This is a genomic window from Rhodoferax sp. LS1P39 (assembly GCF_056521425.1).
In genome coordinates this window covers 719,034-742,356 of sequence record NZ_JBWMAV010000001.1, presented here as the reverse complement: position 1 = coordinate 742,356, position 23,323 = coordinate 719,034, and the positions used below count along the sequence as shown (strand labels likewise).

Here is a 23,323-nt window from a genome sequence, read left to right as displayed (position 1 = left end):
TTAATTTATAAGAAAAGTGCCGCCCGTGCTTATGGATTAAGCACGAGAAGCTATCATATGCATAGCATATGACGGAGTGGATCAGGCCGCCCGCATCACCGGGCCGGGCCGCTCTTGCCAGTTGGCGGCGCGCGGCTTGGTGGTGGCGGCTGCGTGGCTGCGGCGCTCTTCGCTGGGCGACTGGCCAAACAGGCTGCGGTAGGCCTTGCAGAAGTGCGACGACGACTGGAAGCCGCAGGCCACAGTGACCTGCATGATGGGCATGCTGCTGTGCGTCAGCAGCTCCTGGGCGCGGCGCAGGCGCAGGTTCATGTAGTACTGCGCCGGGTTCATGCTGAAGTAGCGGTGGAACAGGCGCTCCAGTTGCCGCAGCGACAGGTTGATGGCACTGGCCAGCTCGGCCAGCGGCAGCGGTTCTTCGATGTTGGCGGCCATGATTTCGGCGGCCTCGGTGAGGTGCTGGTAGCCGGGGCCAATGCACTCGGGCTGCGGGATGCGCTGGCGGTCCTTGCTGGCGCGCAGGCGCTCGACGATGAACTGCTCGGACACATCCATCACCAGCTTGGCCCCAAAGCGCTCGCGCATCAGGTGCAGCATCAGGTGCAGCGGGCTGGTGCCGCCCGAGCAGGTGATGCGGTCGCGGTCGACGATGAAGACTTCGGTGGAAAACTGTACCTTGGGGAATTCTTCGCTGATGGCGGCCAGGTTCTCCCAATGGATGGCGCAGCGGTAGCCGTCCAGCAGCCCGGCATGGGCCAGCGCAAACGCCCCGGTGCACAGCGAGCCCATGGTGGCACCCGACGCTGCACATTGGCGCAGCAACTGGCGCACGGTGTCGTCGGTGGCCTGGCGCACATTGACCCCGCCACAGACAAATACCATGTTGCAGTCGGCCAGTCCGGCCACTCCGACAGTGCCAGCGGTATCGCCCACCGCGCTGATGGCCAGGCCGTTGCTGGCTACGGCGGCTTGCTCGCCAGGGCTGACCACGGTCCAGCGGTACAGGGTCTGGCGGCTGATGTAATTGGCCATGCGCAGGGTTTCCACCGCGTTGGCAAAGGCGATCATCGAATACTCGGGCAGCAGAATGAAGCCGACGTGGATCGTACCGGCCGCGGCCAGGGAGTCATTCGCGCCCACGGCGGCAGCCTGGGTGGATTCGGGGGAGGTGCGAGGCACGGTTCGGGGCACGGTACGGTTCCTTAACTTTCTCTGTTCTTGCGGGCCACACCGAAGCTTTCGGTGAGCCGGTCCAGAATGATAGCCAGCAAAACCACGGCCAGCCCACTCTCAAACCCGAGGCCGATGTCCAGGCGCTGGATACTGGCCAGCACGTCGTTGCCCAGGCCGCCCGCGCCCACCATGGACGCAATGATGACCATGGACAGCGCCATCATGATGGTCTGGTTGACTCCGGCCATGATGGTGGGAAGGGCAATCGGCAACTGCACCTTGAACAGCAACTGCGTGGCGGTGCAGCCAAAGGCGTTACCGGCTTCCACCTGCTCGGAGCTGACCTGGCGGATGCCCAGGCTGGTCAGGCGCACCACCGGCGGCATGGCGAAGATCACCGTGGCAATCGTGCCAGGCACGCGGCCCAGGCCGAACAGCATGGCCGCAGGGATCAGGTACACAAAGGCTGGCATGGTTTGCATGAAGTCGAGGATGGGGCGCACGCTGGCGTTGATGTGGTTGTTGCGGGCACACCAGATGCCCAGTGGAATTCCAAAAATCAGGCTGATGATGGTGGCCGACAGCGTCAGCGCCAGGGTCACCATGGTTTGCGGCCAGAAGCCGGTCACCACAATCAGCATCAGGGCTAAAGCAACAAACACGCCAAACTTCCAGCCCAGGCGGCGCCAGCCCACCACGGTGGCCACCAGAATCACCAGCCAGAAGGGAATGGCCAGCATGCCTTGCTCGATGGACTGGGCAAAACCTTCGACCACCACGCCGATGGAGTCGAACACGGTGGCGCTGTTGTCCAGCAGGCTTTTGACCCCGGCGTTGACCCATTTGCCCAGGGGCAGCAGGTTGCGGGTGGCTTCGGTGACTTGGGTGAGCAGATCAGACATGGCGGGCCTCTTGGGACATTTTGACGAGCAGGCTGCGGGCAGAAATGCAGCCCAGGCATTGTTCGGCATCGTTGAACACGCCGACGGGTTGGTCGCCGCCGAGCACCAGTTTCATGGCCTCGGGCAGGGGGGTGGACCAGGGCAGGCGCGGCCCACCGTTGTAGGAGTGGCCGTTCAGCGCCGGGTCGAGCAGGTCGGCGGCGGTGAGGTAGCGCGAGGTGTCCACGCCTTCAAAGAAGCGGCGCACGTAGTCGTTGGCGGGCTTGGTGATGATTTCGTGGGCGGTGCCCTCTTGCACCAGATTGCCGCCTTCCATGATGGCAATGCGGGTGCCGATGCGCAGGGCTTCTTCCAGGTCGTGCGACACAAACAGCACGGTGCGCTGCTGCTTCTTTTGCAGCTCCAGCATCAGGCCCTGCATTTCCACGCGCTTGAGCGGGTCGAGCGCGGAGAAGGCTTCGTCCATCAGCAGAATGTCGGGATCGACCGCCAGGGCACGGGCCAAGCCTACGCGCTGCTGCATGCCGCCCGAGAGCTGCGAGGGGAACTTGGCGGCATAGGTTTGCAGGCCGACCTGGCTGAGCACCTCCATGGCGCGGGTTTCGCGGGTTTTGCGGTCTGTTCCGGCCATTTCCAGGCCGAAGGCGGCGTTATCCAGTACGTTGCGGTGCGGCATGAGGGCGAACGACTGGAACACCATGGCCACCCGCTTGCGCCGCCACTTCACCAGTTCGGGCTGGGGCAGCTTGGCGATGTCTTCGCCGTCGATGTTGATGGAGCCCGAAGATGGCTCTACCAGGCGGTTGATCAGCCGGATCAGCGTGGACTTGCCCGAACCCGACAGGCCCATGAGCACATAGATCTCGCCCGCGGCGACATCAAAGCTGACTTTGTTGACCCCGACCACATGGCCGGTGGTGGCAAAAACCTCGTCCTTGCTGCGCCCTTCGGCCAGCATTTTTTGGGCGGGGGCGATATTGCTTCCAAATATCTTGTATAAATTTCTAACACTGATCTTGGGCTGGGGCATCGCGGGTCTCCGAGAATTGGGTACGACAAGGCACGTTGGAATATTTATTATTAGCAAGCAACGTGCCACCATTTTCTGACGAAAGTTTGATTTAGAACATAGGGTAAATCCATGAGAACTTTAAGATGGTGGGGGGAATTGCACCAATAGTGGGTTTGATTAACTTCAAGATACAAAAAGCCCGCCAAAACAGGATGTCAGGCGGGCTTTTTTGCACCGTCTTGTGCGTGGATGCGCTACTTTAGGCTAGCGATCCATGACGATGTCACTCGTAGGCTTGCTGCAACAGGGCAGAAACCAGCCTTGGTCTATTTCCCGTTGGCGAATACCACCGGCGTGTTTCATTTCTACCGTACCGGATATTTTTTTAGTTTTGCAGGTGCCGCATGCACCACCGCTGCACGACGAGGGTAAACGGAATCCAGCGGCAACCGAGGCTTGCAATACAGTTTGATCGGAAGGGCAGGTAAATGACTTGCCCATTTTCTGCAGATCAATTTTGTATGTGATTTCGGTATTTTCTTTTGGGGCCTCAGGATTAACTGGCGCATGTGCGGCATCGGCCACCAGGGTTTCAAAAGAAAAGCTCTCTTCGCGGTAGCGCGGCATGTCAAACCCGGCACCGACCAGCAGGCCGCGCACCGCCCCCATGAACGGCGCCGGGCCGCAGGTGTAGACATCGCGTTGCATGAAGTCGGGGGCGATGTGGGCCAGGCGGGCGGCGTCCAGCCGACCCAGGTGGCCTGCGTAGTTGCTGCCGGGTGTGTGCTGTTCGCAGACCAAAGCAATCCGGAAGTGCGCCATGTTGCGCGCCATCAGGGTCAACTCTTCGGCAAACAGCACGTCGGCGGGGGTGCGGGCGCAGTGCACAAATACGATGTCGGCATCGCTGCCCAGGTCGTGCAGGGCGCGGGACATGGACATCAGCGGGGTGACTCCGCTGCCGCCCGACAGGAACAAGTAGCTTTTGGCGGGCGACTTGAAGCAGCTGAACTCGCCAGACGGCCCCATCGCGCCCAGTTCCATGCCGACGCGCACGTTATCGTGCAGCCAGTTGGACACCGTGCCGCCGGGTACGCGCTTGACGGTGATGCTCACCAGGTCGGGCCGGGTGGGGGTGCTCGACAAGGTGTAGCAGCGGTTGATTTTTTCGCCGCCAATCTCCAGCTCCAGGGTCAGGAACTGGCCGGGCAGGTAGCGGAAGTTGCGCGGGCCGTTGGCGGCCAGCACAAAAGTCTTCACGTCATGGGTTTCCTGGCGGATGTGCACGCAGCGCAGGCTTTCGTCCTGGTCGGAGTTCCAGGGCGACGATACCGGGGCCGCGAAGTCGGGGGCGTAGAAAGGGGTGGGCATGTGCGGGCTTTGCTCAGTTCAACGCGTCAGGACGCTCAGGCGGTTCACGTACCAGTTGCAGAACTTCTCCACCAAGCCTTCGGTGAAGGGCGAGTAGGGGCCGGGCTGGTAGGCCCCGGTGGAGATGCCGATCTGCGACTCTTCCACCAGGCGGCGGTCCTGGTCGTTGGTGGCGTTCCACACGGCGGTGAGGTTTTCCTTGGTGTAGTCCACGCCTTCCACCGCATCCTTGTGCACGCACCAGGTGGTGCGCACCAGGGTTTTGGTGGCTGAAATCGGCAGCACGGTGAAGCTGACGATGTGGTCGCTCATGAAGTGGTGCCAGGAGTTGGGCTGGGTCCAGAACGACAGGCCGCCCAGCGCGGGGTCCACAAAGTCGGCCAGCAGCTTCTTGGAGGCGACTTCGGCGTTCATGGTTTGCGACTGGCCGGATCGGTCGATGGGCAGGCGCTGGGTGCGGAAACCGGTGATGCGGTCGTCCAGCGTGTCGATCTCGGCCGAGGGCAGGCCCATGCCTTCCCAGCGCTCGTGGTTGGCGGCCATGATGTCCTGGAAGCGCTGCAGGTCGGCCTTGTTGTCTTCGTTGGGTTGGTAGCCAAAGCCGTACTCGTACAGCGAAATGGTCAGTTCGGGGTGGTTGCTCATGCAGTGGTAGCACTCGCGGTTGTTCTCCATCGTCAGCTTCCAGTTGCAGTCTTCCACGATGTCGATCTGCGCCGCCACCTTGCACTGGCTGAGCTGGTGCGGGGCGATGTAGGGCGTCATCTCGGCGGCCATCTGCTCGAAGTCTTCGGGCGGGTTTTCGGCCAGGCAGATAAACAGCAGCCCGGCCATGTTGCGGATGTGCACGGGCTTGAGGCCCAAACCACTGGGGTCGAAGTCGTCGCCCATGTGCTTGGCATGGATCAGTTTGCCGGTGAGGTCGTAGGTCCACTGGTGGTAGGGGCAGACGATGTTGCCCACGATGCCTTTGGGCTCGGCGCACAGGCGAGAGCCGCGGTGGCGGCAGACGTTGTGGAAGGCCTGGATGTTCATGTCGTCGTCGCGCACGATCAGGATCGAATTGGTGCCGAAATCGACGGTGATGTAGTCACCGGCCTCGGGCACCTGCGGCTCCACCGCGACAAAGATCCAGTGCTTGCCGAAGATGTGTTCCATGTCGGTCTGCAGGATGGTCTCGCTGAGGTAGAACGGGGCCTCCAGGCTGTAGCCAGGGCGGCGGCGGGCCAGCAGTTCGCGGGTCAGCAGGGTTTGCGCGGAAAGGGTGGTCATGGGGGGTCTCCTCAAAAGGTCACAAGAGAATGGGTGCGCAGGTAGTCAAGAACTGCTTGGGCTTTGGTATCGGCGCTGCCGGTCTGGAGCACCATGCCGCCGGTAGAGGGCGACTCGATGGCGCCCAGCATGCGGGCATGGCCGGATTGCACGGTTTTGGCTTCCAGCAGCTTGCGCCGCTTGCGCGTGGCGACCAGGGTACCGCAGGGCATGGCATGGGCCACGGTGGCGGCTGCGGTGCGCACGATCTTGCCCGCCATGGCATCGGCCAGCGAATGGCGCAGCGTCAAAGGAGCCGCCGCGCTGATGGCCAGCACCGCCGGGGCCTGGACCTTCAAACGCCGCCGTGCACCCTTGGGCAGGGCCTGGGTAACGATCCAGCCGGAGCCGTCGGCTTCGACATGCAGCACGTCGGTGACCACGGGCCGCCCCAGGGCTGCTGCCAAGGCGTAGGGCAATACCCCCGAGCCCTGGTCGGCTTCGGAGCGGGTGCCGGTGAGTACCAGGGCCACATTGCGCAGGGCGGGCAGCAAGGTGTCCAGCAGAGCGGCATCGGTGGCCGACTGCAGCACTTCCACCACGGGTGCGCCCAGTGCCAGGTAATCACGGGCCACCGCGTCGGGCATATGGCCTGCACACAGCAGGCGCACAGACTTCGACAAGCCCAGGGCCAGAGTGGCTGCCGTGGCATCGGCCTGGCAGCGGGTCAGGCGCTGGCTGGTGGGGTGGCTGCGCGGAGCGACCAATACGGTGATCTGGCTCATACGCCCTCCTTTTCTTTCTTTACCAGGCCCAGCAGGGCCTGCATCAAGGCGGCGCTGTCTTCCACCACGGTCAGGTCGGCACGGCGGGCGATGGGGGCCGAGGCATCCAGGTTCACCGCAATCACGTGGCGGCAGTCCTTGATACCTTGCAAATGCTGCACCGCGCCCGAGATGCCCAGGGCCAGGTAGCCCGAGGCCGAGACGGTTTTGCCAGTGGCACCAATTTGCTGCGCACGCGCGAAGCGGCCATCGTCCACCGCCACGCGCGATGCGCCCACCGCCGCACCTACTTCCACCGCCAGGGCGTGGAACAGGGGCAGGTCGGTCACGCCATTGCCTGCGGCCAGGATGAAATCAGCTTCTTCCAGCGCCAGGGTTTGCGGGTCACCAGCCTTCATGCCGAGGTCTTCGATACCGGCATCGGGTGCGGCGGGCAAGGCGGGTGCGGCGGCGCGCAGGCCCAGGCCGACAAACGGCAGCTTGGTGCTGGCGACACCCTTGGCCAGCAACATGACCGGCGTGTGCGGGCACAGCCAGTCTTGCTGCACATTGGCGGGGATGCGCATGCCGTCGGCGGCCAGTTCCACGATGCCGCAGCCCAGGCCCAGGCCTGCCGCAATGGCAAACCGGCGGCCCAACTGGCCGTCGGCTCCGCTGTCGGCCAACAGCCACTGGGCTGGGGCCAGCGTGGTGCGCAGGCTTTGCAGCCACTGCACGCAGGCGCTGGGTTGGTAGGCGCTGGGGTCGAAACTGTCCAGCACCAGCAGTTTGTCTGCGCCCAGGGCGGCGGCATCGTCACCGCAGGCACCCAGTACCGCCACCACGACTTCGGTGTCCGCTGTGGCCAGGATGGCGGCGGCGGCAATCGCCTGGCGCGCGCCATCGGTCAACGCACCGCGCTCGGCGTAGGTGACGACCAGAGAGCAGCGGGTAAACGGGCCTTGGCTGCGCACCGGCTTGACGACAGGGCCATGGGCGGCGTGGGCGGCCAGGCGCTCGCCTTCGCTGCTGCCCAGGATGATTCGGCGCAGGCCTTCCGGGGTGATGATGGCGGGGCGGCGTGGGTCGATACGGCGGATGTTCATGCAACCTCCAGTGCGTGGGCCATCAGCTCGGCAATGTCCAATACCTCGGGCCGGGGGCCGACCACGCCTTCGAGCATGGCCGTGCAGTTGGGGCAGGCGACAGCCACCACGCCCGCGCCAGTGCTCTTGGCGTCGGCAATGCGGATGTCGGGGATGCGGGTGGTGCCGGGGATGTCGGTGAACGGCGCGCCGCCACCGCCGCCGCAGCAGCGGCCACGTTCACGGCTGCGTTCCATCTCCACCACCTTGATGCCAATGCCTTTGAGCACGGCACGCGGCGCATCCACTTCGCGGCCATAGCGGCCCAGGTAGCAGGGGTCGTGGTAGGTCACGGTCTCCAGGCTGCCTGCGCGGGTGGGCGTGAGCGTTTTCTGGGCCAGCAGGTCGGCCAGCAACTGGGTGTGGTGCCACACGTCGAAGTTGCCGCCCATGGCCGGAAACTCGTTCTTCAGCGAATGGAAGATGTGCGGGTCGGGTGTGACGATGTGCGCGAACTTGCGGGTCTTGAGCGTGGCGATGAGCTGCTTGGACAGGCGTTGGAAACCCGCCTCGTCGCCCAAGCGCCGTGCTAAATCACCGCAATCGGTCTCTGCCGCCCCCAGGATGGCGATCTTTAGCTCTGCTTTTTGTAGCGTCTTAATGAAGGCGCGCAGGCTGCGCTGGTAGCGCATGTCGAAGCCGCCCTCGCCCACCAGCACCAGCCAGTCGGTGGAGTCACCTTCATTGAGCACGGGCAGGTTCAGGTCTGCCGCCCAGTGGTGGCGGGCGGTGAGCGGGAAGCCGCCCACGGTATCGGTGTCGCGCAGCTGTGCCAGGGCTTCCATGCCCTTGTTGGGTACCACGCCGGTCACCAGGGTGATATGGCGGCGCATGTCCACGATGGCATCCACGTGCTCGATCAGCATGGGGCACTCTTGCACGCAGGCGCGGCAAGTGGTGCAGGACCAGAGCGTGTCGGAATTGATCAGGCCATTGACGATGGGCAGATGGGGCGCACCGGCATGTTCGCCCACCTTCTGGCCGGGGTAGGGGCTGCCAGCGTAGTTGGCATCCGACTTGGCGCTCATGCCGACCACCAGGTCCTGGATCAGTTTCTTGGGGTTGAGCGGCTGACCAGCGGCAAACGCGGGGCAGGCGGCTTCGCACTTGCCGCACTGCACGCAGGCATCGAAGGACAGCAGCTTGTTCCAGGCGAAGTCGGCGGGCTTGCCCACGCCCATATCGTCAGCGGTGAGCGTGAGGGGCTTCAGCGCGGTGGCAAAGCGTTTGTCACCAAAGCGCTCGGGCCGGGGATGCAGGCCCAGGTGCAGCAAGCCGGCAACGGCATGCTTCATGGGGCCGCCCAGGCCGATGCCAAAGGCCAGCTCTGCAGCGCCCGCGGCAAATGCCAGGCTGATCAGCCCCGCCAGCCATGGGGCCAGGGCGGTGCCGGTGAGTGCCACTGCGCCCACCAAGGCCACAGCTATCGCAAACAGCATCAGCGAGTAGGGTAGGCGGCTCCACGGCCCTTTGGACAGGCGCGCAGGCGCATTGCGGCGACGCGAGGCCATGGCCATGGCACCGGCCAGCATCATCAACCCGGCCAGCAGCAAGATGCCGTCCAGCACCGGCCAGTACAGGCCCAGGCCGTAGTTCAGCGCCACCAGGGCCAGCGCCAGAATCGCGCCGCCCGCCACGCCCACGTGGGCGCGGGCCACAAAGGGCTCGCGCGCCACCACGTCGTGCAGGTCGACAAAGTAACGCTTCGGAATTTGTAGCAGCCCACGCCCATCGAATGGGCTGGAGCGGCCTGTTTTCCATATGACTGCCCGGCGGGCCATGCCCCAGACCAGGCCCAGCACAGCCAGCCAGAAAATCGTGCTTACGAGGTGCGCGAGCATCTTAAAAGTCCTTGCACAGGCGCAGCGAATCGTAGATGGCGGCGTGGATGTTGTGCATCGACACGCAGTCGCCCACGCGGTACAGCAGGAAGTTGCCGTTGCCCGTGGCCTGGCTCAAGCCGGGCTGGGGCTGTGCGTCGTACAGCGCTTCGATGTCGGTTTGGCCCTTGTTCATCGACAGGGGCTTGAGCTGCCAGTACAGGCCGTCATTGGGCAGAATGCCGTTCTCCACCACCACCTGGTCCACGGCGCGCTCTTCCAGCGCTTCGGTGTACTCGTTCTTCAGCACGGCAATCAGCTTGTCGCCTTCGCGGTAGACCTTTTCCAGCCAGTGGTTGGGGGTCTGGATCACGCTGTTGGCGTAGAGCTGGCGGTAGAAGATGGGGAAGGTGGTGCCGCCCACGTCGTCGGCCACTTTCACGTCCGGCGTGACGATTTCCACCAGCTTTCCACGCGCCGCAATGAAGTCGGCCACGCCGGTGCCTGCATGGGTGCTGATGCTGTCGTAGACCACCACGTTTTCGCCCGGAGCCACGGCACCCGACAGGATGTCCCAGCCGCTGACGCACAGGCCTTCGGCGGCACCCCAGGCGGGGGTTTGGCCGGTGTGCGGCACGCCGCCAGTGGCCAGCACCACGATGTCGGGTTTTTCGGCCAGGATCATCTCCTGGGTGGCGGCCACGCCGAGGCGGCGGTCCACGCCCAGGCGCACGGTCTCCATGTCGAACCAGCGGATGATGCCGGCCATTTGCTCGCGCTTGGGCGGCTTGGCAGCCAGATTCACCTGTCCGCCGACCAGCGTGTTCTTCTCGAACAGCACCACATCGTGGCCGCGCTCGCGGGCCACGCGGGCTGCCTCCAGCCCGGCTGGGCCTGCGCCCACCACGACCACCTTGCGGCGCACGCCCGTGGTCTTTTCGATCACGTGGGGCATGGTTTCTTCGCGGCTGGTGGCGGCATTCTGGATGCACAGCACGTCCAGGCCGTTGTACTGGCGGTCGATGCAGTAGTTGGCACCGACGCATTGCTTGATCTGGTCTTCCTTACCGTCGCGGATCTTGATGACCATGTGCGGGTCGGCAATCTGCGCGCGGGTCATGCCCACCATGTCCACCATGCCGGTGGCCAGGATGCGCTCGGCCTGCGATGCATCACGGATGCTCTGGGCGTGCATTACCGGCACTTTGGAGACGGACTTGATACCGGCGGCCAGGTGCACAAACGGTTCGGGCGGCAGCGCCATGGGCGGCATGCAGTTGACCAGGGTGTTGTGGGTGTCGGCACCGGAGCCGACCACGCTCAAGAAATCGATCAGGCCGCTTTCGCTCATGGCCTGGGCGATTTCCTTGGCCATTTCGTGGCTGATGCCGTCTTCGTGGAATTCGTCGCCGCACATGCGCATACCCACGCAGAAATCTGCGCCCACTTGCTCGCGTACGGCATGCAGCACTTCCATGCCGAAGCGCAGGCGGTTTTCCAGGCTGCCGCCGTATTCGTCGGTGCGGTGGTTGACGCGGGGGCTCCAGAACTGGTCGATCAGTTGCTGGTGCGCGGCGGAGATTTCGATGCCGTCCAGGCCTGCATCCTTGACGCGCTTGGCGGCGCGGCCATAGTCGGCGGCGATGCGGCGGATTTCTTCAATTTCGATGGTTTTGGCGTTGCCACGGTGCACCGGCTCGCGGATGCCGGATGGGCTGACCAGGTGCGGCCAGTCAAAGCCGTGCCAGGCGTTGCGCCGCCCCATGTGGGTGGCCTGGATCATCAGCTTCGCGCCGTGCTTGTGCATGGTGTCGGCCAGCGTGGCCAGCGGCTCAATGACCTTGTTGGTGGCCAGGTTGATGGAGCTCCACCACGACCAGGGGCTGTCGCGCGACACCGGGCTGGAGCCGCCGCAGATGGCCAGGCCCACTCCCCCCTTGGCTTTTTCTTCGTAGTAGCGGATGTAGCGCTCGGTGGGGTTGCCACCCTCGGCATACACCTCGGCGTGCGCGGTACTGACGATGCGGTTGCGCAACAGCACCTGGTTCAGGCGGATGGGCTCAAACAAATGCGGATAGCGCATGGCGGTGCTCTGGAAAGAAATTAAAGGGGGCTGACGGTGAACACGCAGTGGGCATGGCCCTCTGCCGCACATTGGGTCTCGGTGCTGGTGGTGCGCACACTGGAGCCGCTGGTTTCCAATACCCAGTCCATCGCACCCGAGAACCAGCCTGCGAACAGGTAGCAGACCTTGCTGCGGTCCACCGGCACACCGGCAATACCTTGGGCCAGCACAAACACCGAGTGGTCCAGCTGGATCTGCGCATGGCCGGTGGCAGCATCGGCGCTAGCAAACTTGAACAGACCCCAGCCGCGCTGCGACAGGCGCTTCAGGTAGTGCTCGTACACCGCCATGCCGGTCAGGCCGTGGGTGGCAGACTCTTGCTGGCACCAGAAGTAGGCGGAGCGGTAACCGGCCTTGTACAGCGCCGGGGCATAGACCTCGCGGCCCACCACGGCTTCGGTCTCCACGTGGTTGTTGACGAAAAAGTGCCGCGGCACGTAGATCATCGGCAGCTTGTCGGTGGTCCACACGCCGGTGGTTTCGTTGACTTCGATGGGGAGTTGGGGTTGCATTTTTGTGTCGTGGGTTATGTTTTTGTTAAGGATGCCAATGACGCAAATCCCAGGTTTCAGTCGGAACGCACATCAGCCCAGAAACACCGCAGAACTGGCTTTGCCAGGCTGCTGGTGTTGCCCCCTGCAAGGGGGTTGGCGAAAGATGCGCAGCACTGCAGCCTGGGGGTGTGCCTAGCTAAGCCAACCGGCGACGCGGGCTGGGTTATCGGCAATCCATTTTTCGGCGGCGGCTTCGGGCTTGGCACCGCCTTCGACGGCCAGCATCACGGCACCGATTTCCTCGGGCTTCCACGACAGCTTCTTGAGGAAGGCCACCACGCTGGGGGCCTTGGTGTGCAGGCCAGGGTTGATCACGCTGTCCACATGCTCTTCGGCACCGTAGATGTTCTTCGGGTCGGCCAGGAAGCGCAGCTTGTACTTGGCAAACATCCAGTGCGGAATCCAGCCGGTCACAGCAATTGCCTTGTTGGCGCGGTAGGCGCGGTCCAGCTCTGCCGCCATGGCCGGGCCGGAGCTGGGCTGCAGGCGCATCTCCAGACCGTAGGCCTTGATGGCTTCTTCGGTTTTCTTCATCACACCGGCACCGGCATCGATGCCGACGATGCGGTCGCCGAAATCGGCCTTGTGGCTGTTCAGATCGGCCAGGCTGGTGGCCTTGACGTAGTCGGGCACGATCAGGCCGATCTTGGCACCGGGGTAGTTGGCACCCAGGATCTCGACCTTGTCCTTGAAGTTGGCCAGATAGGCCTCGTGCGTTACGGGCAGCCAGGCCGACAAGGTGGTGTCCAGGTCGCCACGGGCCACAGCCTGCCACATGATGCCGGCCGCCAGGGGCTTGAGCTCCACGGGGTAGCCCAGCTTGCTGCGGATGATGACGGCCGCCAGGTTGGTGGTGGCTACGCTGTCCGACCAGCCATCGACAAAGCCGATCTTGATGGTGGGCTTGGTCTGGGCGAAGGCGCTGCCGGACATGGCCAACGCGGACAGGCCCAAAGTCTGTGTGATGAACTCACGGCGCTTGCGGGGGGAGAACGAAATGGTCATGGCAGTTAACTCTTGGTTGTGGAGGGGGAAGGCGAGTGAGCGGGCAAGTTGGGAGGGGGCCTTAGCTACCCCAGACCTGGTCGAAGAATTTCATCCAGTTGGCACCCAGCACCTTGGTGATGCGCGCATCGGACCAGCCGGTTTGCTGCATCGTGGCCGTGAGGTTGGGGAAGTCGCCGATGGTGCGAATGCCCTCCGGGTTGATCACCTGGCCGAAGGTGGTCAGGCGGCGCCAGCGGCCTTTGTCATGCGTCAGCATGTCGAAGAACTCATGGCCGTGGCCTTGGGTGAAGTCAGAGCCCAGGCCTACGCAGTCTTCGCCCACAATGTTGATGACGTAGTCGATGGCCTCGACGTAGTCGTGCACGGTCGAGTCATTGCCGCGCTTGAGGAAGGGCGAGAACATGGTCACGCCGATGAAACCACCGTGGTCAGCGATGAACTTCAGCTCATCGTCGCTCTTGTTGCGCGGGTGGTCTTTCAGGCCCAGCGGCAGGCAGTGGGTGTAGGCCACGGGCTTGGTGGAAGCCAGGATCGCCTCTTCAGATGTCTTGCTGCCCACGTGCGACAGGTCGACCATGATGCCGACGCGGTTCATCTCTGCGATGACCTCGCGGCCAAAGCCGGAAAGCCCGCCATCGCGCTCATAGCAGCCGGTGCCCACGAGGTTTTGTGTGTTGTAGCACAGCTGGACCACGCGCACACCCATGTCGTGGAAGGCTTCGATGTAGCCGAGGTTGTCCTCAAAGGCATGGGCGTTCTGGAAGCCCAGGACGATGCCGGTCTTGCCATCGGCCTTGGCCTGCTTGATGTCCGCCGTGTTGCGGGCCAGGGTCACCAGGTCGCTGTTGTCGCGGATCAGCTGTTTGAGCTGGGCGATGTTGTCCACCGTCTTGGGGAAGTCGTCCCACACCGAGACGGTGCAGTTGGCGGCGGCCAAACCGCCCTTTTTCATGTCTTCAAAGACGCTGCGGTCCAGCTTGGCAATGATGAGGCCGTCGATGACGATGGAGTCTTGGTGAAGCGTGCTCATGGCGTTACTCCTTTAGGCGTAGAGGGGGAAACGGGCAGTCAGGGCTTTGACCCGGGCGTAGACCGAGGCTTCCAGGGCAGCATCGCCCTCCGGTTTTGTCTTCAGGCTGTTGAATACTTCCAGCATCAAACGGCCCACTTCTTCAAACTCGGCCGCGCCGAAGCCACGCGTGGTGCCTGCTGCGGTGCCGACGCGGATGCCCGAGGTGACGGTGGGCTTTTCGTCGTCAAACGGTATGCCGTTCTTGTTGCAGGTGATGCCTGCGCGCTCCAGCGCCACTTCGGTGGTGTTGCCTTTCAGGCCCAGGGGGCGCAGATCGACCAGCAGCAGGTGGTTGTCGGTGCCGCCGGTCACCAGGTCTAGGCCACCGGCCTTGAGCACTGCGCCCAGGGCTTTGGCATTGGCCACCACCTGCTGGGTGTAGGCCTTGAAGCTGGGTTGCAGGGCTTCGCCAAAGGCCACGGCCTTCGCCGCAATCACGTGCATCAGCGGGCCGCCTTGCGAACCGGGAAACACGGCGGAGTTGATCTTCTTCGACAAGGCCTCGTCGTTGGTCAAGATCACGCCGCCGCGCGGGCCGCGCAGGGTCTTGTGGGTGGTGGAAGTGGTCACATGGGCGTGCGGCACCGGGCTGGGGTACACGCCGGTGGCGACCAGACCGGCCACGTGGGCCATGTCCACCATCAGGTAGGCCCCCACCTTGTCGGCGATGGCGCGAAAGCGCGCCCAGTCGATGGTGCGGGGGTAGGCCGAGAAGCCGGCAATGATCATCTTGGGCTGGTGTTCCACGGCCAGGGCTTCGACTTCGTCGTAGTCGATCAGCGAATCGGCACGGCGTACGCCGTATTGCACGGCCTTGAACCATTTGCCCGACAGCGCCGGTTTGGCACCGTGCGTCAAATGGCCGCCTGCCGACAGCGACATGCCCAGCACGGTGTCGCCGGGCTGCACCAGGGCCAGCATCACCGCTGTATTGGCCTGCGCGCCGGAATGCGGTTGCACATTGGCGTATTCGCAGCCAAACAGTTTGCACAGGCGCTCGATGGCCAGGGCTTCGACCACATCCACGTGCTCGCAGCCGCCGTAGTAGCGCTTGCCGGGGTAGCCTTCGGCGTACTTGTTGGTCAGCACCGAGCCCTGGGCTTCGAGCACGGCCTTGGAGACGATGTTTTCCGAGGCGATGAGTTCGATCTGTTCGCGCTGGCGTTGCAGTTCGTGGTCCATCGCGACGCTGACGGCGGGGTCGGCCTGGGCCACACCCACGGAGAAGAAGCTTTCGGTTGTCATGGCAGAGTCCTAAACGGTTTCAAACAAGGGGGTGAACACAGGGTCGGCGCATTGCGCCGGGCTGGTGATGCACAGGCGGTAGGGCAGGGCGGTGCGTTCCAGCAGGCGCCAGGTGTAGTCGGCAAAGCTGCGGCGGAACACCAGCACCACACCCGCTTCGTCGGTACGGGCCACGGTGAGCCCGGTTTTGGACACCACGGTGCTGGCACAGCGGCCCACGGCCAGGCTCTCGTAGTCATACGGGCCCATCTGGCGCAGCAGCAACAGGTGGTCAGGGCCGCTCAGGCGCATGGCGGTCAGGCCACCGCTGTTGTCCACCACCTGGGCAAACAGGTCTTGCACGGCGGCGGTCAGTGCGGCCAGCAGGCTATCGCGGGTTGAGCGCTTGCACACCAGCAGCCATTCGTCGGGCGATACCCACAGCACTACACCGGCGGTGGTGGCCAGCACGGTCATCGGCTGGGTCGGCAAGGCCTGGCCCAGCACACCGGCCACGGCCTGCATGAAGGCTTCATCGTCGGCCTTGCCGCGCAGCACGATGTAGCCCATGTTGCCCAGTTCGCTCACCACCACCCGGTTTTGGGCGGTGGGTGCCGCCACGCGGGCGGGCAGGTCAAAGGCGTGCAGGGGGGATTCCAGCATCGCGTTCAAATCTTTAGACATTTTGACGGTCACCTTTCACATCGACAAACACGCTGCCGCCCACCTTCACCGGTGTCACCTTGCCGTGGGCATGCACGTACAGGGTTTGCTCCTTGCGCTGCAGGCCACCGGCGACTACCGCCATGGCGATGGAGCGGCCCAGGAAGGCGCTGTGGTAGCTGGAAGTCACGTGGCCCAGCATCTGGTTGCTGCTGCCCACCGTGGGGCTTTCCATGATTTGCGCGCCTTCGATCAGCACGGTGTTCGGGTCTTCTGGTAGCAAGCCCACGAGTTGTTTGCGGCCTTCGCGGGCTGTGTCGCTGCGGGCCAGCGAGCGTTTGCCCAGGAAGCTGAACGGCTTCTTCATGCCCACGGCCCAGGCCATGTCCAGGTCCATCGGGCTCATGGAGCCGTCGGTGTCCTGGCCGACGATGATGAAGCCCTTTTCAGCCCGCAGCACGTGCATGGTTTCCGTGCCGTAGGGCGTGATGTCGAACTCGGCCCCGGCGGCCATCACGGCCTCCCACAGGGCGTGGCCGTAGCCGGATTCGACATTCAGCTCGTACGACAGTTCGCCGGAGAAGCTGATGCGGAACACGCGGGCGGGCAGGCCGTTGACCGTGCCAGCGCGCCAGTCCATGAACTTGAAGTTCTCGGGCGAGAGGTCGATGTCGGGGCACAGCTTGGCCAGCACGGCGCGGGCCTTGGGGCCGACCAGGGCCACGGTGGACCAGTGGTCCGTCACCGAGGTCATCCACACCTTGAGTTCGGGCCACTCGGTCTGGTGCCAGCGCTCCAGCCAGTTCAGCACGCGGGCGGCACCGCCGGTGGTGGTGGTCATGTAGAACTGGTTTTGCTGGATGCAGGCAGTCACGCCGTCGTCCATCACCATGCCGTTTTCGTCCAGCATCAGGCCGTAGCGGCATTTGCCCACGGCGAGCTGGGTCCAGGCGTTGGCGTAGATGCGGTTCAGGAATTCGCGGGCATCCGGGCCATCGATCTGGATCTTGCCCAGGGTAGACGCGTCCATCACGGCCACGCCGTTTCGGGCGGCCAGGCATTCGCGGTTGACGGCGGCGTGCAGATCTTCACCGGGCTTGGCAAAGTACCAGGGCCGTTGCCATTGGCCTACCGGCTCCAGGGCGGCGTTGCGTGCCACATGGGAGGCATGGATGGCGCTGTAGCGGTTCGGGTCAAACAGCTCTTCGGTCATGGTGCCGGCCAGCGCGCCCAGGCTCACCGGGGTGTAGGCCGGGCGGTAGGTGGTGGTGCCCACCTGGTTCACCGGGCGCTTCAGGGCGCGGGCGGTGATGACGAAGCCGTTCACATTCGACAGCTTGCCCTGGTCGGTACCGAAGCCCAAAGCGGTGTAGCGCTTGACGTGCTCGATGGAGTGGTAGTTCTCGCGCACGGCCAGCTCGATGTCGGCGGCGCTCACGTCGTTCTGGTAGTCCACAAAGGCCTTGGCACCTGCACCTTCTTGCTTGCCGTCGGGCAGGCGGAACATGGGGCGGGCCGCCAGGCGCTTGGGCTGGATGCAGGCGGGGACTTGCAGCGATTCGCGCTTGCCGCAGGTGGCCAGTACCTGTTGCATGGCATGGGTGGTTTGCGCCAGTGCGTCGGACAGCTCGAACGCTCCGGTGACCGAACCCACGCAGGCCACGCCCTTGCGGCCTGTGCGCGGCACCACGAAGGCGGCGACGGCTTCATCCCAGGTGGGGCGGCTGCCGTCGTGGCAGAACAAATGCACGGTGGGCGACAAACCGCCGGAGCTCAGCACCACGTCACAGGCGATGTGTGTGCCGGTGCCTGCCACCTCGTCCTTGGTGGCGTGCAGGGGCACCAGGCGTACGCCCTTGACCTCGCTGCCGCCGGTGACTTCGGCAATGCCGTGGCCTGCCATCACGGTGTAGCTGCCATTGCGGGCCACCGCGCCATGGCGCACATCGGCCACGGTCACAACGGCACCGGCTTTGGCCAGCACTTCGGCGCAGTCGTGGACCAGGTCGCTGGTGCCGCAGATGACGATGCGCTCGCCCACCCGCACGCCGTAGCGCACCAGGAAAGTCTGGCCCGCCGACACGGTCATTACGCCGGGCAGGTCGTTGTTGCCAAACACCAGGGGGCGTTCGATGGCACCGGTGGCCAGCACCACCTGGTGGGCGCGGATCTTGTGCATGCGGTGGCGCGGCAGGTGGGCCTGGCGCTGGGCGGGGGCGATGTGGTCTTGCACCAGCTCCACGGCTTGCACCAGGTTTTGCTCGTACATGCCGAAGGCCGTGGTGCGGGGCAATACGGTGACGTGGGGCATATCGGCCAGGGCAGCTTGCACCGAGCGGATGTAGGCATCGCTGGTACGGCCATCGATCTGCGCCGTGGGGTCGGACAGCAACCAGCCGCCCAGTTCATTTTGTTCGTCCACCAGCAGGGTCTTGAGCCCGGCGCGCCCGGCTTGCAGCGCGGCCAACAGGCCACAGGCACCGCCGCCCACCACCAGCACGTCCACATGGTGGTGCAAGTGGTCGTATTTTTCGGGATCGGGCTCGGTGGGGGCATCGCCAAACCCGGCAAACTTGCGGATCACGGTCTCGTACAGCGGCCACAGCTTTTGCGGCCATTTGAAGGTCTTGCTGTAGAAGCCCGCAGGCATGAAGCGCGAGCCCTGGCCCAGCACCGATTTCAAATCAAAGTCCAACGAAGGCCAGCCCGAGGTGGAGCGGGCGCTCAAACCGTCGTACATCTCAGCCTGGGTGGCTTTGACGTTGGGCGTGGTCAGCGCGCCCACGCCCATTTGCACCAGCGAATTGGGTTCTTCCGCACCCGCGCCGATGATGCCGCGGGGGCGGCCATATTTGAAGCTGCGGGCCATGCGGCGCACGCCATGGGCGAGCAGGGCAGAGGCCAGCGTGTCGCCGGGGTGGCCGGTGTATTCGCGGCCATCGAAAGTGAACTTCACTGTGCGCGTGGTGTCGATGCGCGCGGTGGTTTGGGGGACGCGGATACCGCTCATGCCGATTTCTCCTGGGCCAGATCGGCCAGAAACAGTGCTTTGCCTTCGGCCAGCGTCCAGCTCCCGGCAATTTCGTAGGTGGCGGTGTTGCGTTTCACGGCAAACACCTTACGGCAGGCCGCGGTGTGCTGCCATTGCTCCCAAAACCAGCCTTTGGTGTTGCGGCGCATGAAAACATAGTCGCCCCAGGTGGCATCGTCCACCTCTTCGGGCTTGGCAGGGCGGGGGATATAGGCTTCACCGGCGTTGCTGAACTCTTCTTCGTCCCGCGTTTCGCCGCAGTGGGGGCAGTGCAATAAAAACATGGTGGTCTCGCTCAGTGGGCAACGCCAGCGGCGCCGTGTTCGTCGATCAAATGGCCGGTATGGAAGCGGTCTACGGAGAAGGCTTTGGACAGCGGGCCTGCTTCGCCCTTGGCCAGCATGTCGGCAAACACATGGCCGGAACCCGGCGTGGCCTTGAAGCCGCCGGTACCCCAACCGCAGTTGAAGAACAGGCCTTGCACGGCGGTCTTGGAGATGATCGGGCAGGCATCCGGGGTCACGTCCACAATCCCGCCCCACTGGCGGTTCATGCGCACGCGCGAGAACTGCGGGAACAGTTCGATGATGGCGGCGGCGGTGTGTTCGATCACGTGCGGGCTGCCGCGCTGGCCGTAGCCCAGGTAGCTGTCGATGCCTGCGCCGATCACCAACTCGCCCTTGTCGGACTGGCTCAGGTAGCCGTGCACCGCGTTGGACATGATCACGGTGTCGATCACGCGCTGCATGGATTCAGACACAAAGGCCTGCAGCGGGTGGCTTTCCAGCGGCATGCGCAGCCCGGCCATCTTGGCCAGCACCGAGGAGTGACCCGCGGCCACGCAACCCACGCGTTCGGTCTTGATGGCACCCAGGTTGGTTTGCAGGCCTCGGATCTGGCCGTTCTGGATGTCCATGCCGGTGACTTCGCAGCCTTCGATCAGGTCCACACCCAGGCGACTGGCGGCGCGGGCAAAGCCCCGGGCTACTGCATCGTGGTGGGCCACACCGGCACGGGGCTGCCAGCTGGCACCCAATACGGGGAAGCGGCGGCTGCGGCTGCAGTCGAGCTGGGGGATTTTTTCTTTGACTTCTTGTGCGTTCAGCACGTGGGCATCCACGCCTTGCAGGGCGTTGGCATTGACCCGGCGCTCGATGTCGCGCATGTCTTGCAGGGTGTGGCCCAGGTTGAACACGCCGCGCTGGCTGAACATGACGTTGAAGTTCAGGTCTTCGGTCAGGCCTTCCCAGAGCTTCAGCGAATGCTCGTAAATCGCCGCCGACTCGTCCCACAGGTAGTTGGAGCGCACGATGGTGGTGTTGCGGGCGGTGTTGCCGCCGCCGAGGTAGCCTTTTTCCAGCACTGCGATCTTGCCCACCTCAGGGTGGTTCTTGGCCAGGTAGTAGGCTGTGGCCAGGCCGTGCCCGCCACCGCCGACGATGACCACGTCGTAGGAAGGTTTCAAGGCCACCCGTTCCCAGGCGGGTTCCCAGGTTTGGTGGTTTTTAAAGCCGTGCTTGAGCAGGCTCCAGAGGGAGTAGTTTTGGCCGCGCATAGTGCTCTCGTGGGGGTCCAATGAATCTGGCTGCATTGTTGGATGTCGCCCGTGTGTCACCTTGCGCCTCGCAGACGCACACTTGTTCAAATTCGACATTCCGTCGGATTGCGTCAAATTTGTCGCTTTACAGCCCGTGCATTTCTATGCCGATTGAACCCTTAAAATCGCCGGATGACCACCGACACTGCCCCCATGAACCTGACGCATCACTTTTTGATTGCGATGCCTGGTCTGGAGGACGAAGCCTTCGCCAAAAGCGTGGTTTACCTGTGCGAACACAGCCCGCGCGGTGCCATGGGCCTGGTGATCAACAAACCCAGCGACATCAGCCTGAAAAGCCTGTTCGACAAGGTCGAGCTGCCGCTGCGGCGCGCCGACCTGAGCGATAGCCCGGTGTTCCAGGGCGGCCCGGTGCAGACCGAGCGCGGCTTTGTGCTGCACGAGGCCTTTATCGGCACCGATATCGACCCCTCGGAATCCGTCTACGCCTCCACCATGGCCATCCCCGGTGGGCTGGAGATGACCACCTCCAAAGACGTGCTCGAAGCCCTGTCCACCGGGGCCGGGCCGCGCCGGGTGCTGGTGTCCCTGGGCTATTCGGCCTGGGGCGAGGGCCAGCTGGAAGCCGAGCTGGGCGAAAACAGCTGGCTCACGGTAGAAGCCGACCTGGGCGTGATCTTCGACACCCCGGTGGCCGAGCGTTACGACCAGGCTTTGCTGCTGCTGGGTTTGCAGTCGTGGATGCTCTCGCCCGAAGCGGGCCACGCATGACGGAGCCCGTCCCCGCACATTTGCAATCCTTCCTGGCCTTCGACTATGGCCAAAAGCGCACCGGCGTTGCCGTCGGCAACCGCCTGACCCGCACCGCCACGCCGCAGGGCACCATCACTGCCGAGGGCGATGCCCGTTTCATCCCCATCGCCGCCCGTGTCAAGGAATGGCAGCCCGATGCCTTGGTGATCGGCGTGCCCTTCCACCCCGACGGCGCGGCCCACGACAACACCCGGCGTGCGCAAAAGTTTGCCCGCCAGTTGCGCGGGCGCTTCAATCTGCCGGTTTTCGAGGTAGATGAGCGCTATAGCACCACAGAAGCGCTGGAGATGGGCGCAAAAGACGCAGATGCCGCAGCCGCCTGCATCATCCTGGAACAATTTTTGAGGAGTATCCCGTGAGCACACTCATGCTGAACGCCGAGGCCCTTTACCTTGAATTACTCAAGGGTGTCAAAGCCTTGCTGAATGCCGACACCCGCCTGGTCGGCATCACCTCCGGCGGGGCCTGGCTGGCCGAGCGCCTGCAGGCCGACCTGCAACTGCCCGGCAAGCCCGGCGTGATCTCATCCGCCATGCACCGCGACGATTTCTCGCAGCGCGGCATGGTGTCGGGCAGTGGCGGGCAGACCGCGCTGGACTTTGACGTGAATGGGGCCGACATCATCCTGCTGGACGACGTGCTCTACACCGGCCGCACCATCCGCGCCGTGGTCAACGAGTTGTTCGACTATGGCCGCCCGACCAAAGTCAAGCTGGCTGTGCTGGTGGACCGTGGCGGGCGCGAACTCCCTATCCATCCCGACTTTGCCGCTGCCCGCGTGGCGCTGCCCGCCACCCAGAAGCTCGAATTGGCGCGCAGCGCCACCGGTGCCTTCAGTTTCAACGTAGAAGGCTGACAAGATGCTCTACAAACGCAACAACCCCCAACTCAACAAGCACGGCGAGCTGGTCCACCTGCTGTCCACCGAAGGCCTGCCCAAAGACATCCTGACGCAGATTCTGGACACCGCCGCCAATTTCGTCAGCGTGAACGACCGCGAGGTCAAAAAAGTGCCCTTGCTGCGCGGCAAAAGCGTGTTCAACCTGTTCTTCGAGAACTCCACCCGCACCCGCACCACCTTCGACATTGCGGCCAAGCGCCTGAGCGCGGATGTGATCAACCTCGACATTGCCCGCTCCAGCGCCGCCAAGGGCGAGTCGCTGCTGGACACCATCGCCAACCTCAGCGCCATGGCCGCCGACATCTTTGTGGTGCGGCACAGCGAATCCGGTGCGCCCTACCTGATCGCCCAGCACGTGGCACCCCACGTGCACGTGGTGAACGCAGGCGATGGCCGCCACGCCCACCCGACCCAGGGTCTGCTGGACATGTACACCATCCGGCACTACAAAAAAGACTTCAGCAACCTCACCGTGGCTATCGTCGGCGACGTGCTGCACTCCCGCGTGGCCCGCTCCGACATCCACGCGCTCACTACCCTGGGCTGCGCCGAAGTGCGCGTGGTCGGCCCCAAAACCCTGGTGCCGGCCGACATGGCGCAGATGGGCGTGCGCGTCTGCCACACGCTGGAAGAGGGCATCAAGAATTGCGACGTGGTCATCATGCTGCGCCTGCAAAACGAGCGCATGAGCGGCGCGCTGCTGCCGTCCAGCCAGGAGTATTTCCGCAGCTTCGGCCTGACACCGGAAAAGCTCGCTCTGGCCAAGCCCGATGCCATCGTGATGCACCCCGGCCCGATCAACCGGGGCGTGGAAATCGACTCTGCCGTGGTCGACGGCAAGCAGGCCGTGATCCTGCCGCAGGTGACCTTCGGCATCGCCGTGCGCATGGCGGTGATGGGCATCGTCGCAGGCAACGAAGCTTGACCGTGGTTGCT

At 64.0% G+C, this 23,323-nt stretch carries 21 protein-coding genes; 4 read left to right on the top strand and 17 right to left on the bottom strand.

Annotated elements, in window-relative coordinates:
* Positions 1–81 precede the first annotated feature (81 nt).
* The 17 genes from AC097O_RS03240 to AC097O_RS03160 form a co-directional block, all read right to left on the bottom strand.
* Positions 82–1,179 (bottom strand): GlxA family transcriptional regulator, encoded by a 1,098-nt coding sequence (locus tag AC097O_RS03240; RefSeq protein WP_479591437.1) that lies wholly within the window; start codon positions 1,177–1,179, stop codon positions 82–84.
* A 23-nt stretch (positions 1,180–1,202) separates the two neighbouring features.
* The gene (locus AC097O_RS03235; RefSeq protein ID WP_315182528.1) at positions 1,203–2,075 is read right to left on the bottom strand and encodes an ABC transporter permease subunit; all 873 of its coding nucleotides are present in this window, start codon (positions 2,073–2,075) and stop codon (positions 1,203–1,205) included.
* A complete protein-coding gene (locus AC097O_RS03230; protein ID WP_479591436.1) occupies positions 2,068–3,105 on the bottom strand; it encodes a quaternary amine ABC transporter ATP-binding protein in 1,038 nt (345 codons plus the stop codon). The genes AC097O_RS03235 and AC097O_RS03230 overlap by 8 nt, the downstream gene beginning before the upstream one ends.
* 246 nt (positions 3,106–3,351) lie before the next feature.
* Positions 3,352–4,458: an FAD-binding oxidoreductase gene (locus AC097O_RS03225; protein ID WP_479591435.1), complete on the bottom strand. Its 1,107-nt coding sequence runs from the start codon at positions 4,456–4,458 to the stop codon at positions 3,352–3,354.
* An 18-nt stretch (positions 4,459–4,476) separates the two neighbouring features.
* Positions 4,477–5,730, bottom strand: coding sequence for an aromatic ring-hydroxylating oxygenase subunit alpha (locus tag AC097O_RS03220; RefSeq protein ID WP_479591434.1), 1,254 nt, complete (start codon positions 5,728–5,730; stop codon positions 4,477–4,479).
* An 11-nt stretch (positions 5,731–5,741) separates the two neighbouring features.
* Positions 5,742–6,494 carry an adenine nucleotide alpha hydrolase family protein gene (locus tag AC097O_RS03215; RefSeq protein ID WP_479591433.1) on the bottom strand — a complete coding sequence of 251 codons (753 nt, stop codon included), beginning with the start codon at positions 6,492–6,494 and terminating at the stop codon, positions 5,742–5,744.
* Complete coding sequence (locus AC097O_RS03210; protein ID WP_479591432.1) at positions 6,491–7,579, bottom strand: electron transfer flavoprotein subunit alpha/FixB family protein; 1,089 nt, start codon at positions 7,577–7,579, stop codon at positions 6,491–6,493. The genes AC097O_RS03215 and AC097O_RS03210 overlap by 4 nt, the downstream gene beginning before the upstream one ends.
* Entirely contained in the window at positions 7,576–9,459 is a 1,884-nt protein-coding gene (locus tag AC097O_RS03205; RefSeq protein WP_479591431.1) for a (Fe-S)-binding protein, read from the bottom strand. Before AC097O_RS03205 ends, AC097O_RS03210 begins: the two co-directional genes overlap by 4 nt.
* A 1-nt stretch (position 9,460) precedes the next feature.
* Positions 9,461–11,521, bottom strand: coding sequence for an oxidoreductase (locus AC097O_RS03200; RefSeq protein ID WP_479591430.1), 2,061 nt, complete (start codon positions 11,519–11,521; stop codon positions 9,461–9,463).
* Positions 11,522–11,541: 20 nt separating this feature from the next.
* The gene (locus AC097O_RS03195) at positions 11,542–12,075 is read right to left on the bottom strand and encodes a DUF5943 domain-containing protein (protein ID WP_479591429.1); all 534 of its coding nucleotides are present in this window, start codon (positions 12,073–12,075) and stop codon (positions 11,542–11,544) included.
* A 174-nt stretch (positions 12,076–12,249) separates the two neighbouring features.
* Positions 12,250–13,122, bottom strand: a complete 873-nt coding sequence (locus tag AC097O_RS03190; RefSeq protein WP_479591428.1) for a glycine betaine ABC transporter substrate-binding protein — start codon at positions 13,120–13,122, stop codon at positions 12,250–12,252.
* A 61-nt stretch (positions 13,123–13,183) separates the two neighbouring features.
* Positions 13,184–14,155 (bottom strand): dipeptidase, encoded by a 972-nt coding sequence (locus tag AC097O_RS03185; protein WP_479591427.1) that lies wholly within the window; start codon positions 14,153–14,155, stop codon positions 13,184–13,186.
* Between the two features lie 12 nt (positions 14,156–14,167).
* Positions 14,168–15,442, bottom strand: a complete 1,275-nt coding sequence (gene glyA / locus AC097O_RS03180; RefSeq protein WP_479591426.1) for a serine hydroxymethyltransferase — start codon at positions 15,440–15,442, stop codon at positions 14,168–14,170.
* 9 nt (positions 15,443–15,451) lie between these two features.
* A complete protein-coding gene (locus AC097O_RS03175; RefSeq protein ID WP_479591425.1) occupies positions 15,452–16,105 on the bottom strand; it encodes a sarcosine oxidase subunit gamma in 654 nt (217 codons plus the stop codon).
* Positions 16,098–19,094 carry a sarcosine oxidase subunit alpha family protein gene (locus AC097O_RS03170; protein WP_479591424.1) on the bottom strand — a complete coding sequence of 999 codons (2,997 nt, stop codon included), beginning with the start codon at positions 19,092–19,094 and terminating at the stop codon, positions 16,098–16,100. Before AC097O_RS03170 ends, AC097O_RS03175 begins: the two co-directional genes overlap by 8 nt.
* Positions 19,091–19,399 (bottom strand): sarcosine oxidase subunit delta, encoded by a 309-nt coding sequence (locus AC097O_RS03165; protein ID WP_479586416.1) that lies wholly within the window; start codon positions 19,397–19,399, stop codon positions 19,091–19,093. The genes AC097O_RS03170 and AC097O_RS03165 overlap by 4 nt, the downstream gene beginning before the upstream one ends.
* Before the next feature lie 11 nt (positions 19,400–19,410).
* Complete coding sequence (locus AC097O_RS03160; RefSeq protein WP_315246838.1) at positions 19,411–20,670, bottom strand: sarcosine oxidase subunit beta family protein; 1,260 nt, start codon at positions 20,668–20,670, stop codon at positions 19,411–19,413.
* Positions 20,671–20,844: 174 nt separating this feature from the next.
* On the opposite strand from AC097O_RS03160, the gene AC097O_RS03155 reads away from it, so the two are divergent.
* From AC097O_RS03155 to AC097O_RS03140, 4 genes are read left to right on the top strand one after another with little or no spacing between them, the layout of a single operon-like run.
* Positions 20,845–21,444 carry a YqgE/AlgH family protein gene (locus tag AC097O_RS03155; protein ID WP_315228996.1) on the top strand — a complete coding sequence of 200 codons (600 nt, stop codon included), beginning with the start codon at positions 20,845–20,847 and terminating at the stop codon, positions 21,442–21,444.
* Complete coding sequence (gene ruvX, locus AC097O_RS03150; RefSeq protein ID WP_479591423.1) at positions 21,441–21,845, top strand: Holliday junction resolvase RuvX; 405 nt, start codon at positions 21,441–21,443, stop codon at positions 21,843–21,845. The genes AC097O_RS03155 and ruvX overlap by 4 nt, the downstream gene beginning before the upstream one ends.
* An 8-nt stretch (positions 21,846–21,853) precedes the next feature.
* On the top strand, positions 21,854–22,342 hold the full coding sequence (gene pyrR, locus AC097O_RS03145; RefSeq protein ID WP_479591469.1) for a bifunctional pyr operon transcriptional regulator/uracil phosphoribosyltransferase PyrR: 489 nt from the start codon (positions 21,854–21,856) through the stop codon (positions 22,340–22,342).
* 4 nt (positions 22,343–22,346) lie between these two features.
* The gene (locus AC097O_RS03140) at positions 22,347–23,312 is read left to right on the top strand and encodes an aspartate carbamoyltransferase catalytic subunit (RefSeq protein WP_479591422.1); all 966 of its coding nucleotides are present in this window, start codon (positions 22,347–22,349) and stop codon (positions 23,310–23,312) included.
* Positions 23,313–23,323 lie beyond the last annotated feature (11 nt).